Origin of the sequence: Lysinibacillus sp. NPDC096382, from assembly GCF_044762845.1 — a bacterium.
Lineage (GTDB): Bacteria > Bacillota > Bacilli > Bacillales_A > Planococcaceae > Lysinibacillus.
Window position 1 is genome coordinate 20794 of sequence record NZ_JBIWFC010000006.1, and the last position, 14677, is coordinate 35470.

At 37.9% G+C, this 14677-nt stretch carries 16 protein-coding genes; 10 read left to right on the forward strand and 6 right to left on the reverse strand.

What is annotated here, in order from left to right; translation table 11 throughout:
* Positions 1-177: 177 nt before the first annotated feature.
* Positions 178-741 carry a DUF5366 family protein gene (locus ACIQZA_RS10600; RefSeq protein ID WP_142510531.1) on the reverse strand — a complete coding sequence of 188 codons (564 nt, stop codon included), beginning with the start codon at positions 739-741 and terminating at the stop codon, positions 178-180.
* Between the two features lie 154 nt (positions 742-895).
* Here ACIQZA_RS10600 and ACIQZA_RS10605 point away from each other — a divergent pair, with 154 nt between their 5' ends.
* Genes ACIQZA_RS10605 through mnhG form a run of 7 tightly spaced genes read left to right on the forward strand, consistent with a single transcriptional unit; the run spans position 896 to position 6654 of the window.
* A complete protein-coding gene (locus ACIQZA_RS10605; RefSeq protein ID WP_402881464.1) occupies positions 896-3310 on the forward strand; it encodes a Na+/H+ antiporter subunit A in 2415 nt (804 codons plus the stop codon).
* Positions 3297-3719, forward strand: coding sequence for a Na(+)/H(+) antiporter subunit B (locus ACIQZA_RS10610; protein ID WP_400941711.1), 423 nt, complete (start codon positions 3297-3299; stop codon positions 3717-3719). Before ACIQZA_RS10605 ends, ACIQZA_RS10610 begins: the two co-directional genes overlap by 14 nt.
* Positions 3719-4060 carry a Na(+)/H(+) antiporter subunit C gene (locus tag ACIQZA_RS10615; RefSeq protein WP_387083678.1) on the forward strand — a complete coding sequence of 114 codons (342 nt, stop codon included), beginning with the start codon at positions 3719-3721 and terminating at the stop codon, positions 4058-4060. Before ACIQZA_RS10610 ends, ACIQZA_RS10615 begins: the two co-directional genes overlap by 1 nt.
* Positions 4053-5540, forward strand: a complete 1488-nt coding sequence (locus tag ACIQZA_RS10620; RefSeq protein WP_400941708.1) for a Na+/H+ antiporter subunit D — start codon at positions 4053-4055, stop codon at positions 5538-5540. Before ACIQZA_RS10615 ends, ACIQZA_RS10620 begins: the two co-directional genes overlap by 8 nt.
* 4 nt (positions 5541-5544) lie before the next feature.
* Positions 5545-6024, forward strand: coding sequence for a Na+/H+ antiporter subunit E (locus tag ACIQZA_RS10625; RefSeq protein ID WP_400941706.1), 480 nt, complete (start codon positions 5545-5547; stop codon positions 6022-6024).
* Positions 6021-6302 carry a Na(+)/H(+) antiporter subunit F1 gene (locus ACIQZA_RS10630; protein ID WP_400941703.1) on the forward strand — a complete coding sequence of 94 codons (282 nt, stop codon included), beginning with the start codon at positions 6021-6023 and terminating at the stop codon, positions 6300-6302. The genes ACIQZA_RS10625 and ACIQZA_RS10630 overlap by 4 nt, the downstream gene beginning before the upstream one ends.
* Positions 6286-6654, forward strand: coding sequence for a monovalent cation/H(+) antiporter subunit G (mnhG, locus tag ACIQZA_RS10635; RefSeq protein ID WP_132361712.1), 369 nt, complete (start codon positions 6286-6288; stop codon positions 6652-6654). The genes ACIQZA_RS10630 and mnhG overlap by 17 nt, the downstream gene beginning before the upstream one ends.
* Before the next feature lie 48 nt (positions 6655-6702).
* On the opposite strand, the gene ACIQZA_RS10640 is transcribed toward mnhG, so the two are convergent.
* The 5 genes from ACIQZA_RS10640 to ACIQZA_RS10660 form a co-directional block, all read right to left on the reverse strand.
* Entirely contained in the window at positions 6703-7173 is a 471-nt protein-coding gene (locus ACIQZA_RS10640; protein ID WP_142510537.1) for a GNAT family N-acetyltransferase, read from the reverse strand.
* Between the two features lie 404 nt (positions 7174-7577).
* Positions 7578-8174 (reverse strand): adenylyl-sulfate kinase, encoded by a 597-nt coding sequence (cysC, locus tag ACIQZA_RS10645; protein ID WP_400938683.1) that lies wholly within the window; start codon positions 8172-8174, stop codon positions 7578-7580.
* On the reverse strand, positions 8171-9310 hold the full coding sequence (sat, locus tag ACIQZA_RS10650) for a sulfate adenylyltransferase (RefSeq protein ID WP_400938685.1): 1140 nt from the start codon (positions 9308-9310) through the stop codon (positions 8171-8173). The genes cysC and sat overlap by 4 nt, the downstream gene beginning before the upstream one ends.
* Before the next feature lie 358 nt (positions 9311-9668).
* Complete coding sequence (locus ACIQZA_RS10655; protein WP_400938687.1) at positions 9669-10733, reverse strand: sulfate permease; 1065 nt, start codon at positions 10731-10733, stop codon at positions 9669-9671.
* Positions 10734-10745: 12 nt separating this feature from the next.
* Complete coding sequence (locus tag ACIQZA_RS10660) at positions 10746-11447, reverse strand: phosphoadenylyl-sulfate reductase (RefSeq protein ID WP_402881468.1); 702 nt, start codon at positions 11445-11447, stop codon at positions 10746-10748.
* Positions 11448-11890: 443 nt separating this feature from the next.
* Here ACIQZA_RS10660 and ACIQZA_RS10665 point away from each other — a divergent pair, with 443 nt between their 5' ends.
* Genes ACIQZA_RS10665 through cysW form a run of 3 tightly spaced genes read left to right on the forward strand, consistent with a single transcriptional unit; the run spans position 11891 to position 14670 of the window.
* A complete protein-coding gene (locus ACIQZA_RS10665; protein ID WP_402881469.1) occupies positions 11891-12940 on the forward strand; it encodes a sulfate ABC transporter substrate-binding protein in 1050 nt (349 codons plus the stop codon).
* Positions 12941-12951: 11 nt separating this feature from the next.
* Entirely contained in the window at positions 12952-13785 is an 834-nt protein-coding gene (cysT, locus tag ACIQZA_RS10670; protein WP_402881472.1) for a sulfate ABC transporter permease subunit CysT, read from the forward strand.
* Between the two features lie 9 nt (positions 13786-13794).
* The gene (cysW, locus tag ACIQZA_RS10675) at positions 13795-14670 is read left to right on the forward strand and encodes a sulfate ABC transporter permease subunit CysW (protein WP_402881475.1); all 876 of its coding nucleotides are present in this window, start codon (positions 13795-13797) and stop codon (positions 14668-14670) included.
* Positions 14671-14677: the final 7 nt, after the last annotated feature.

Consider the following 14677-nt stretch of genomic DNA (forward strand, 5'->3'; position numbering starts at 1 on the left):
GCCGAGGTTTAACTTCTTACAGCGGATGTCTTTTGTACCGAAAGCGTAGCGACAGGTACAGATGTTTGGATACCCGCTGTAAGAAGTTAAGAGGAGCAGCCCAGAGTGAAATTCTTCACTCTAAGGCTGCTCCTTTCATTGTTTAACATTACTATGCAGTTTAATAAACCGAGGCATTTAGTGAGCAAACGGTAAACTTGCTAAAATACCATTATACAATTTTAAAACAACATAAACTAATAGCGATAATAGTATAGTCCACATAAAAAGTTCAAATACTAATAAGCCAATTGTTCCACCCATCGACATAAAATGACTCATTTTATAGATAAGATAAATAAAGTAGATAAAAACGGTTAAGACAAAAATACCTACTAAAACGTAAATAAATTGAATAGCAAAGGCTGAACAGATTGCACCAACTAATAAAATGATGTATCCACCTCGAGCTTGATTCACTGTCGTACCATCATGATCCTTTGAGAAAAATAACATTCCTAACTCATGAATCGTTTCCCCTACTAATTTTAATGCTGAAAATAGCATAAAAAAGATTACAGCAAAGACAATTAGCAAGAAGACACGGAGCTCGAAATCGGATAAAAACTCACGCATACCGGAATACACACCGATTGCATGAAAAACTTGCAACGATTCACTTACTGCATACATTCCAAATGTCAAACTAAACAATAAAATTGTAATTAATGGTAGATAACCATAAATATAAGGGTTTTTCATAAATAATTTTTTCCTCTATTATTATTGATAACTTCCTATTTATAATATATCCAAAGTTCTTCCATTACCGCAAGCTAAATCATATGAGTGCATATGCAATCCTACAAAAAGTGCGATATAATTAACATACTTATCTGCATAAAGGAGGATTTTTTTGTTACAAGTACTTTATATTTTCATTCCAATGCTTGCTGCAATATTTGTGCCACTTTTATATAAAAGCATTAAAAATATTCACACAGGCTGGTTTGTTCTTGCAGTTCCTGCTACACTCGCGATTATTTACGCATCTTATATCGGAAAAGTAGCAGATGGTAAAGTGTTTCTTGAAGAGCTTCCTTGGATTCCATCGCTTGATATTTCCATCGTTTCTTATTTAGATGGACTTAGCTTGCTGTTCTCATTGCTGATTACTGGAATTGGCTCATTGGTCGTACTTTACTCTATTTTTTACTTAGACAAACATAAAGAAAAATTACATAATTTTTATGTTTACCTATTATTATTTATGACCGCAATGCTAGGAGTAGTACAGTCAGATCATTTAATTACGCTGTACTTCTTTTGGGAACTAACATCTATTTCATCATTTTTACTGATCGGCTATTGGTATTCTCGTGATGCCTCTCGCTTTGGTGCACTTAAGTCAATGATGATTACAGTCGGTGGCGGCTTGATGATGTTAGGAGGATTCATCCTTCTTTATATAATGGGAGGAACGTATTCAATCCGTGAACTTATTGTAATGGCACCTAGTTTAGTGCAGCATCCCCTGTTCACCTGGTCGCTCGTTTTAATACTTCTAGGAGCATTTACGAAGTCTGCCCAATTCCCATTCTACATTTGGTTACCAGATGCAATGGAAGCGCCAACACCAGTAAGTGCATACCTTCACTCTGCAACAATGGTAAAGGCAGGTATTTATTTAGTTGCACGCTTTACACCAATTTTCGCTGTTTCTGAGCTTTGGGTATGGCTCGTTACAAGCGTAGGTATTTTAACGTTATTCTGGGGTTCATTCTTTGCTATAAAGCAAACAGATTTGAAAGGAATCCTTGCTTTCTCCACAGTGAGTCAGCTTGGACTTATCATGTCATTGCTCGGCGCCAGTGCTTTAGCGTTTCATGGCAATGGGACTACAGATACTATTAAATTTGCTGCCTTTGCGGCAATCTTCCATCTTATCAACCATGCAACGTTTAAAGGAAGCCTATTCATGATTGCCGGCATTGTCGATCATGAAACAGGTACACGTGATATTCGTAAGCTCGGTGGATTAATGAGTATTATGCCGCTTAGCTTTACAGTAGCGGCTATCGGAAGCTTATCAATGGCTGGTCTACCGCCATTTAACGGCTTCTTAAGTAAGGAAATGTTTTTAACTGCCATGCTTGCACTGCAAAATTTCGAATTTTTAGGCTTCGAAACATGGGGAGCACTTTTCCCAATTGTCGCTTGGATTGCTAGTATATTTACATTTGTCTATAGCTTCTATTTTGTTTTCAGAACATTTACTGGTAAATATAAACCAGAAAAATTACCTCATAAACCACATGAGGCACCGATTGGTATGCTAATTTCGCCGATGATTTTAGCAGCATTAGTCGTAACAATATTCTTTATTCCGAATCTAGTTGGAGATACCTTTGTAAAACCAGCAGTACAAGCTATTCAGCCATTCTTATATGATTCACCAAAGGATATTGATATTCACGTGGCTGCTTGGCATGGTGAAATTACTCCCGAATTAGTCATGACATTTGGCATAGTAATTGTTGGGGTTCTATTGTTTGTAGCATTACCGAAATGGCAGGTTATTTACCAAAGATTCCCGCAATCTTTAACGTTAAATAATGCATACGACAAGATTATGCTCGGACTAGATGTTGGGTTAAATCGCGTATCACGTCTTTATATGACGGGCTCTATGCGTCACTACCTGTTGTATATGTTTAGTAGCATTGCGGCGATTGTAATCGGTTCTTTATTTGTGAAGAATGCTTTTACAGTCTCCTTCCAAGACGTTTCACCTATTCGTCCTTACGAAATCATTTTAGTTGTAGTATTAGTCATTGGAACAGCCATTACAATTTTGGCAAAGTCACGTTTAACAGCTATTATAGGCCTTGGTGCTGTGGGCTACACAGTAGCATTATTCTTCGTTATTTTTAATGCTCCTGATTTAGCATTAACACAGCTTGTCATTGAAACAATTTCTGTTGCGCTATTTTTACTAGCGTTTTATCATCTGCCGAAGCTCGGAAAACGAGAAGAGCGCATGAGATTCCAATTAAATCGCGCGATTGTTTCCGTTGCTGTCGGTGTTATGGTTACGCTTTTAGCACTGTCTGCACATTCACAAAAATTGATTCCGGCTATTTCGAAGTATTATGAGGAAACAGTTTATTCAAAAGCAGGCGGTGGAAACATTGTCAACGTTATCTTAGTAGACTACCGTGGCTTTGATACATTATTTGAAATTACAGTGCTAGCTATTGCTGGAATGGCCATTTTAGCAATGATCAAGCTACGCATGAATAGAAAGGAGAAAACACATGAAAACAAATGATGTAATTATACAATTTACAACAAAAATTGTATTCTTCATTATTTTCTTCTTCTCCATTCATATTTTTCTCGCTGGTCATTACACACCTGGAGGCGGCTTTGTTGGTGGACTTTTAACATCGAGTGCGGTCGTGCTCTTAGTCCTTGCCTTTGATTTAAATACGGTTCGTAAGGTTTTACCTATAAATTATACGTATTTAACTGCAATTGGCTTACTTCTAGCACTCGCAACAGCCGCTTTCCCAATGTTTATAGGTAAACCGTTTTTTACACATTTCTTTGATTATTTCGATTTACCGCTTCTAGGCAAACAGTCATTACACACGGCTATGCTTTTTGATAGCGGTGTCTATTTGGTTGTTGTCGGCGTTACGATGACCATTATTCAAACGATTGGGGAGGATGAATAATGGAAATAATGATGGCGTTTGTCATAGGCTTTCTATTTATGGCAGCGATTTATTTAATCTTATCCAAAAGCTTATTGCGTATTATTATCGGGACAGGTCTTTTAAGTCATGGCGCTCATCTTCTCATTTTAACGATGGGCGGGCTAGGTGGAGAAGCACCACCTGTTTTAAAGGAAGGGGCAAAAACTTTTGCAGACCCATTACCACAGGCGCTTATTTTAACAGCGATTGTTATTAGTTTTGGGGTAACAGCTTTCTTCTTAGTACTTGCATATCGTTCTTATCAGGAGCTCGAGACAGATGATATAAGCTTAATGAGAGGAAGTGATGAGGATGAATAACTTCCTTCTACTGCCAATTATCATTCCATTTTTCTTCGGTATGATTTTAATATTCGGGCAAAAAAACTTAAAATATCAGCGTTCATTCGCATTACTTGGTATAGTGCTCGCACTTACATCAGCCATTTCACTGCTTATAAAAGTGAAAAATGATGGTATTCAAATGGTAACGTTCGGGAATTGGCCTGTGCCGTATGGCATTACGATGGTTTCTGATATGGTATCTGCATTGCTTGTCACTACAACGCTGCTGATCACCTTCTTTGTTGTTTGGTATGGCTTTGGTTCCATCACAAAGGAACGTGAACGCTTCTTCTATTATCCTGGCATTATGTTTATTTTAACTGGGGTTAACGGGGCATTTACGACAGGCGATATTTTTAACCTTTTCGTGTTCTTCGAGGTATTGTTAATGGCCTCTTATTTGCTCATCGTTCTTGGGGGCGAAAAAGGACAGCTTAAAGGTTCCATTAAATATATTTTAATTAATGTTATTTCATCTGCTTTATTTGTTATTACAGTTGCCTTCCTTTACTCTGTAGTAGGTACATTAAACATGGCAGATATTGCAGTAAAAATTGCTGAAATTAATCAGCCAGGTATCGTTACGGTTATAGCTGTACTATTTTTAATGGTATTTGGGTTAAAAGCGGCTATTTTCCCGCTATACTTCTGGCTACCAACTTCTTATGCAGCAGCACCTATACCAGTGCTAACGCTATTTGGTGCACTACTAACAAAGGTGGGCATTTATGCGATTACTCGAACATATACATTGTTCTTTGTTCATGATTTATCGTATACACATGATTTACTGATGGCATTAGCAGTTGCAACAATTATTGCGGGCTGTATTGGTGCACTTGCCTACCATGATGTGAAGCTCATCATTATATATAATATTGTCATAGCTGTAGGTGTTATTTTATTTGGTGTTTCTCAAATGAATGAAATCTCCCTAAAAGGTGCAATGTTCTATTTAATCCATGACATGCTTATTAAAGCAGCGCTCTTTATGTTAATAGGGATCGTCATCTACATTACTGGCACATCTGATTTACGAAAAATGGGCGGTCTTATGAATAAATATCCTGCTCTTGGTTGGTGCTATTTAATTGCAGCATTTGGTTTAGCAGGGATCCCCCCACTTAGTGGCTTCGTTGGAAAGCTGTTGATTGTACAGGGAGGATTTGAAGCAGGCAGTAAATGGAGTAGTATTTTTATTTTAGCTTCATCACTTCTCGTTTTATTATCGGTTATTCGTATTTTCCTTTATGCCTTCTGGGGTGAAGAAAAAGAAACAACGGGTACTGTCGATAAAAAAGTCTACTATACACTATTTGTGCCTACCGTTCTTTTAGTGCTCATTACTGTAGCGTATGGTGTAGGCTCTGAATGGATTACTCCATTTATGGACGATGCGGCAAAACTATTAAGTGATCCATCTATTTATATAGATGCTGTAATGAAGGAGGATTAGAGATATGGCATTTCAAATTATTTTAAATGTTGTACTTGCCTTCGTTTGGATGTTCCTTTCTTCTAATTACACAGCAACAGGCTTTATCATTGGGTTCATTCTCGGTATTATATTGCTCATTATTATGCGTAGATTTTTTACTACCCGTCTTTACGTCTACCGCATATGGGCAATCATTAAGTTGACGTTACTCTTTTTAAAGGAGTTAGTGTTAGCGAATGTACAAGTTCTTCGAGTGGTATTAAAGCCTAAGTTGGATATGCAGCCTGCATTCTTTGCCTATCCGACTGTGTTAACACAAGAATGGGAAATTACTTTATTATCAAGTCTTATTACGTTAACACCTGGTACTGTAGTAGTCCACGTATCAGATGATGCAAAAACTTTGTATGTACACGCTATTGATATTAGTGATGTCGATGAAGCGATTACAGCAATTCAAGATTCATTTGAGAAAGCGATTTTGGAGGTGAGTAAATCATGACAACATTTATTATTGCTTCGATTGTAGTGATTTGCTTATCATTGATTGCAGTCATTTATCGAATGGTTAAAGGACCTTCTGCATCTGATCGTGTAGTAGCATTGGATTCATTAGGTGTATCAGTCATCTCGCTCATTGGACTGTTTTCAGTACTGGTTGAAACAAGCTTCTTCCTGGAGATTATATTATTGTTAGCGATTTTATCGTTTATCGGTACGGTTGCTTTCTCTAAATTCATAGAGAAAGGAGATATCATTAAACGTGACAATTCTCGCTAATAGTTTAGTTATCTTTTTCATTTCTGTAGGGGTGCTATTTATAGTCGTGACAGCCATTGGTCTTGTCCGTTTACCTGATTTGTACACACGTGCGCACGCTGCTTCAAAAAGTGCAACGCTCGGTGTCATGTGCGTACTCATTGGGGTATTCTTTCACTTTTGGTTAATTGAAGATCACTTTAATCCCCGCATTTTACTCGGTATACTGTTCCTGTTTATCACAGGTCCTGTTGGAGGGCATATTATGACTCGCTCCTCATACATCGCTGGTGTAAAGCCTTGGAAAGGCACAATACACGACGAGCTTGGACCTGAAATTGATCGGATGAAAAAAGAACAAGGCATTAAATAACTTTTCCAAAAAAGTTGGCCAATGAATAAACTTCATTGGCCACTTTTTTTAGTTATTTGATAGCATAAAAAATTCCTTCTCTAAACCAATGCCTTCCCAAAAGTTTAGTGCTAAGTCATTTTCTAAATCTACATAAACATTTACTACAGTAGTATTATGTTCGTCATTAAACCAATTCACTAAATCATCTACTAGACGTTTAGCAACCTTCTGTCTTCTATATACTGGCACTACATAAACCTCGTCTATTTGACCATAGTTCATATCGAAAATAAAATCCTTTTTGATCGAAGCCATCCCAAAACCAATCATTGCATTATTTTCATCAGTTGCTATATAAATGGCCCCATATTTTGATTGAATATATTGTTCTAGTTGTTCTTGAATACCCTTCCTTTCACTCTCCCCTAATTCGCAATCTGCAGTTTCTATGGCATTTTCATTCCATAGCTCCAATATTTCATTTAATAATTTTTGGTTTACAATATCCTCCGTTAGTAGTTGAATATGTATGCTCATTTCTTCATCTCCTATAACATATGATGACTTAATCATCCCACAACACATGGAATAATTCTATAAAAATAGGTAAATCTGGATCATCACCAAAACGTGTGGTTGATTTCCGTTCCGACTGGGCGCTTTGTAGCTGACGCTACGCTTTCGCACAGAAAACATCCGCTGCGCTGCAGGGTCTCGGGCCAACACGATGTTGGTCACGAAGGCGTTATCACAGGATGTGATGCTTTTAGCCTTCGTTCCTCTATCGCTGATCCCCGAGGAGTCGCCCAGTCTCCACTCCAATAACTATTTACATAGTAGACGTTTTAACAAAAGTCATCCACAACTTTTGGTGATGAACCGTAAATCTACATAAAAAAATCTGCTCATCATAAGTAAGCAGATTCTTTAAGAAAACAGATTTAGTATATATATCCTTTTGAAGTTAATATGTCTGTGAGCTGGACTACGCATTCTTCGATAGAATGAAGTTCTGTGTCTAAAATAATTTCTGGATTTTCCGGTTCTTCATAGGGTGCACTAATCCCAGTAAAGTTTGGAATTTCCGCATTACGTGCTTTTTTATAAAGACCTTTTGGATCACGTTTTTCACACGTTTCTACCGAACAATTCACATATACCTCTATAAATTCCCCTGTTTCCACAAGCTCACGGACAACTTGACGATCTTCTCGGTAAGGTGAAATAAAAGCAGTTAGAACAATTTGTCCATTTTCCACAAAAAGCTTAGATACCTCTCCAATACGTCTGATATTTTCCTTTCGACCAGCTTCATCAAATCCTAAATCCTTATTTAAGCCATGGCGAACATTATCACCATCTAAGACAAATGCTTGATGGCCACGTTCAAAGAGTCTGCGTGCAAATGCGTTTGCCACAGAAGATTTCCCAGATGCTGATAAGCCGGTGAACCATAAAATAAAACTTTGATGCTTGTTTTGTGTACGACGCTCCTCTTTCGTAATGGAAGCTTCATGCCAAACGATATTTGAACTCACTTTAAAACCTCCTTACGCATTCCCTTAATTAGTACATCCACAACCTCTTTTCGGCTAAATGTACTTGGAGGCAATTCGCCATTACGTAACATTTCACGAACCTTAGTACCCGATAAAATAACATGCACCGAGCTATCATGTGGACAAGTTTTCGTCGTTGCCATGCCCTCACATTTGTTGCAATAGAAACTATGCTCAAATTTTAATGGAATAATTCCTAATTCATCTTCCGTAAATTGTTCAAAGATTTTTTGTGCATCGTATGTGCCATAGTAATCACCAACACCTGCATGGTCACGCCCAACGATAAAGTGCGTACAGCCATAATTTTTTCGTACAAGTGCATGGAAGATAGCTTCCTTTGGACCTGCATAACGCATTGCAGCTGGAAACACGCCTAATTGCACGCGATTTTCAGGATAATAATTTTGTAGTAAAACTTCGTAACTTTCCATGCGAATTGCAGCTAATACATCGTCTGATTTTGTTTCTCCAACTAGTGGATTTAAAAATAAACCATCAATTGTTTCAAGTGCCGCCTTTTGAATGTATTCATGTGCTCGATGCACAGGATTCCGTGTTTGGAAACCAACAATTGTTTTCCAACCCTTTTCAGCAAAAAGCTTTCGTGTTTCAAGCGGATCGAATGAATAGGCAGGAAACTTTTGCTCTAGACGTTTTACTAATGTAATTTTCCCGCCCACATAAATACTTGGACGTTCATACAACTTTTTAACACCTGGATGCTCTGAATCCTTCGTGCCGTATATTAACATTGCCTCTTTCTGTTTATTTGGCTCATAAATATCAGCAACTTCAATAACACCATAAACAGCATCACCGTATACTAATATTGCCTCCTCGCCCGGTTGCAATGTTGCCGCAACTTCCTTGACTACTGGTAATGTAATTGGAATACTCCATACCACCCCTGACGCTAAACGTGTATGTTCAACAACAGATTCATAATCCTCCTGTGTTAAAAAGCCTTCAATTGGGCTGTAACCACCGATAGCAATTAACTCTAAATCGCTAAGTGCAATGGCATCCAAATCAATAATTTTATTTATCTGCGTTACATCCTTCTTTGGATTAAAAGCTTGCACTAATCGTCCACCATGCGGTTGTAAACTCATCAAAATCTCCTCCTAGTTTTATTGAATTACTCAGTTTTATATTTAATCAAGCGTGTTGATCGACCATTTTTATCTACTATAATTAATTAGAAGGCTCTGATTTCCGCTGTGGGTGAGCGTCGAGTAGCCCTATGCTACAATCAGTTAAAATGGACATACATTAGTAAAATATCAACAAAAAAATCATTTTATTAGCCAATAATAACCCTATATTTTCCTAATCAACACGCCTGATATTTAAGTTTATTTACATTGATTTTTCATCTTAGGCAAATTGAGGCTTCTTCGATTAATTTCTTCCTTACAGAAATGATCGGGAATCCTTCTGAATTGACCGGCTTTCCCCTCAACCAGGTATTTAAATTCCTTCACCCTCATCGTATATTGAGCGCTCTTCTTCACGCATTGTTCGCATTAAGCTAATGACACCAAGTGTTCCAATAATAATGCTGCCAATTATGACGATGGCATAGAAATCTTTCTCTAAAAATAGCTGTACTAAAAAATAGGAGATGGTTAAAGAAAGGATTGGCGAGACAATCCAAATACGGATTATTTTTTTCACAATATGCTTATGGAAAATTTGTGTCCCGTTTTTAGCCATCCCCATCCCGATAATCGAAGAGGATGTTACTTGTGTTAACGGCACGGGCAGCCCAAAGATAGAACTTATACCGACTAGTAGTGCACCTGTGCTCGATATTAATATCCCTTCTGCCTTCTCAAAGCGCATAATTTTTTTACCGTTTGTTTCAAGCACTCGTTTTCCTAGTAGCACCGCCCCAAGCGCCACAAATGCCCCACCAAGTAATATTCCAGTTGTTACACTCATCATTCCTGCACCAACAAGAGGCCCAACTGCATTTGCTACGTTATTCATCCCTGCTGAAAAGGCTTCGAAAAATCCAGCGAACACAAGGAGGATTGTTAATATTGAATGATCTTTTAACAAGCCCTTAACACGTAATTTATACAGCCACTTCCCAAAGACAAATGCAATGACAAACGCTACAATTGGCACTATTACCCAAAACGATATGATGACAAGCAATGATTTAATATATAACACTTTGTAGGCAATCCCTACACCTACAACTGCTCCTACTGTCACTTCACTTGTTGATAATGGGATGCCTAAAAGATTGGCGAGAAATAGTGAGCTTGTCGCAGAAATCAAAATAATAATGACAATCTTTACTGTAATGTACTCCTGTGGCATTATGCCGGAGCTGATTGTTTTTATTACCTCTCCACCTCCAAGAACTGCCCCAGAAAAAACACCTACTGAGCAAATGAGCAATGCTTGCCAAGCTTTTTTGATGGCACCTGCTCCGTAAGCGACTCCCATTGAGGCTGCCGCTCCACTAGCACCTATATTCATCGCAAAAAATAAACTAATCGCTATTGCTACATATTCAAGCATGGCAAAACCCCTTTACTCATGTAATCCACATTCAGTTTTACCAGACCCCTGCCATCTACCTGAACGCAAATCATCCATTGTAAATGCCGGTTTTGTACAGTGCTCGCAGCCGACGCTTGGATAGCCTCTGTCATGCAATGGATTGTATGGCAAACTATGCTTTGAGACATAGCGCCAGACATCCTTCCATGTCCAATGAATGAGTGGACAAATTTTAATAGACTGGAATTTATCGTCACGATTGATAAAGTTCGTATTTTGTCGGGTTGGTGATTGTTCACGACGCAAACCTGAAATCCAAGCTTTTGCGCCCGCTAACGCTTCATGTAACGGTACAATCTTGCGAATCTCACAGCATTTATTTGGATTGGACTTCCATAATTCATCACCATATTCAGTTGCTTGTTGTTCGAGTGTAAGTGCTGGTTTTTGCATAATAATGTTAAGCTGCGGATATTTGTCTTTTACTTTATCAATCGTTTCATATGTTTCCTTAAAATGAACATCTGTATCTAAAAAGATAATCTTAGCATTAGGCTTCACCTTTGAAATAAGGTCAATCAAGACAATTCCCTCAATCCCAAAGCTACATGCATAGACGATATCCTCTTCATATTCAGCATAACTCCACTGTAAAACCTCTAGTGCAGCCTTATACGTTTCGTCTACTTGAAAATTCAATGTTGGCTCATGCCAAGTTGCATATGTTAGCATATAATCCTCCTCATAACTAAAAAGAGACGTTCTAACGAAAGACATATATAGACATGTCTTTGTTAAAACGCCTCTAGTTTGACTAGCCAGCTTATTATGAAATGATTGTCACTAGTATTTGCTACCTCGTTCTACAATCATTTTTCTTATTACCAAATATATACTAAAGTACACCTAGTAGTCAACTAGGTTTTTTTGCAAAATTTCATTTCAATGAGCCCAAATTTTTCTACTTTATTCTTGCATATAATGATGGTTAAGAGCACCATTTTTAAATTCCTTGTTGACTAATAGGAAATATATGTTTATTGTATAACTAAGCTTTGAACCAAACCAATATAAAATGCTGATCAGAGTATCTGAAGGCCATCTACTTATGACGATATAAATCGTACCGGTAGATGGCCTTTTGTAATCTCTAGACAAAAAAGGAGCGATTTTTTATGAAAAAAAGGAAACATTATCTCCAATTTTTAGCACTTTTATCTACATTAGCTCTAATATTAACCGGTTGCGGCAGTAGCTCTTCAGAGAAGAATACAAGTGCTCAGGAATCCAAAAAACCTGTAGAACTATTAAATGTATCCTATGATCCAACACGTGAGCTTTATGAGGAATTCAACAAAGATTTTATAAAAAAATGGAAGGATGAAACCGGTCAAGATGTAACGATAAAACAATCACATGGAGGCTCTGGTAAACAGGGTCGAGCTGTAATTGATGGTCTAGGGGCAGATATTGTTACACTAGCACTAGCTTACGATATTGATGAGATTGCACAAGCTCGAGGCCTATTAAATAAAGATTGGCAAACAGAATTTGACAATAACTCAACACCTTATACATCGACTATTGCCTTTTTAGTACGCAAAGGCAATCCAAAGGGTATTAAAGACTGGAATGATTTAATTAAAGATGATGTATCTGTCATCACACCAAATCCTAAAACATCTGGTGGTGCACGTTGGAATTATTTAGCTGCTTGGGCCTATGCAGGGAAATTATATAAAAATGATGAGGCTAAAATAAAAGAATTTATGAAAGCTCTATATAGCAATGTAGAAGTACTGGATTCTGGTGCACGCGGTGCTACAACAACATTTGTTGAACGTAAAATTGGTGACGTCTTAATAGCATGGGAAAATGAAGCACATTTATCGCTCAATGAATTGGGTGACGAGTTTGATATCATTACACCTTCTTTAAGTATTTTAGCTGAGCCACCTGTGGCAATCGTTGACAAAATCGTTGATAAAAAAGGCACACGCGAAGTAGCAGAGGCTTATTTAAAGTATTTATATAGTGAACGGGGTCAAGAAATTGCTGCAAAAAATTACTATCGACCACGAAATGGAAAAATTCTAGCAAAATATCAAGAGCAATTTCCAAAACTTGAACTCGTTTCAATTGATGATTTTGGTGGTTGGGCAGAAGCACAAGCGAAGCATTTTAAAGATGGTGGTACATTCGATGAAATTTATGTACCTCAATAAGGAGGCATGTCATGAGTATTTTAACTGTTAATAAAACGACACGCCGCATTATTCCAGGTTTCCACCTTTCACTTGGCTACACTATGTTATATGTTAGCTTGCTAGTCTTATTGCCACTATCTATGATTTTTATTCATACAATGTCCTTAAGCTGGGCAGAGTTTGTTGATATTGTGACCGCTCCTCGTGCTGCCGCTTCCTATAAGGTAAGCTTTAGTACAGCGTTCACTGCTGGTTTACTAAATGTTATTTTTGGCACAATCATTGCTTGGGTGCTTGTGCGCTATCACTTTCCATTTAAACGAATCATCGATGGACTTGTCGATTTACCCTTTGCTTTGCCAACTGCTGTGGCAGGAATTACCTTAACATCACTCTATGCGCCAAATGGTTGGATTGGTCAATTTTTTAATTTTAAAATTGCCTATACGCCACTCGGCATTATCATTGCCCTTACATTTATTGGGCTACCATTTGTCGTCCGTACTGTGCAGCCTGTTTTACAAAATATTAGTACTGAGGTTGAGGAAGCCTCTGCAAGTCTTGGAGCAACTCGTTTACAAACCTTTCGTAAAGTTATTTTTCCAGAGCTTGCTCCTGCCATTTTAACAGGTTTTTCATTAGCATTTGCACGTGCATTAGGAGAGTACGGTTCTGTTGTTTTTATCGCCGGTAATATGCCGATGAAGACTGAAATTACACCATTAATTATTATGACTAAGCTCGAGCAATATGACTATGCTGGTGCAACCGCTATTGCAGTAGTAATGCTTGTCACTTCCTTCATTCTATTATTTAGCATTAATTTTATACAATGGCTGGTAAATCGTCGCTTTGTACATTAGGAGGTATTTATGGAACAGTCTACATTTATACAGCAAGTCGCTCCTGAAAAAAATAATGCAGTGACAAAGTCTGCTGCCTTACAAGAGCCTCGCTTTGTCCGATATACGCTAACTTTTATCGCGCTAGCTTTTTTAGCATTTTTCATTGCACTTCCATTAGTATCAATTTTTTCCACCGCCTTTCAAAAAGGGGTGGACGTATATGTAGCAGCTATCACACATCCAGATGCATTGGCAGCTATAAAATTAACCTTAACTGTCGTCGCGATTGCAGTACCATTAAACGCAATCTTTGGCGTTATGGCTGCTTGGGCTTTAACAAAGTTCAACTTTAAAGGAAAAAATCTATTACTTACAATCGTCGATCTCCCTTTTGCAGTATCTCCTGTTATTGCAGGTTTAGTATTTATTTTGTTGTTTGGCTCACAGGGACTATTTGGGGATTGGTTATTTGAACATGACATTAAAATTGTTTTTGCGCTACCCGGTATTATCCTTGCTACTGTCTTTGTTACGTTGCCTTTTGTTGCACGGGAGCTTATTCCTCTTATGCAAACACAAGGCACTTCTGAGGAGGAGGCGTCCATTTCACTTGGTGCCAATGGTTTTAAAACATTTTGGCATGTGACATTGCCAAATATCAAATGGGGCTTATTGTACGGTCTTATACTATGTAATGCTCGGGCAATCGGTGAATTTGGTGCCGTTTCTGTAGTATCAGGGCATATTCGAGGAATGACAAATACAATGCCCCTTCATATTGAAATTTTATATAATGAGTACCAATTTGCAGCAGCCTTCGCCGTTGCTTCACTGATGAGTGTGATCGCCATTATTACACTTATCGTTAAAGATATTATTGCTTGGAAATCAAAATCCGTTTAAAGGAGGT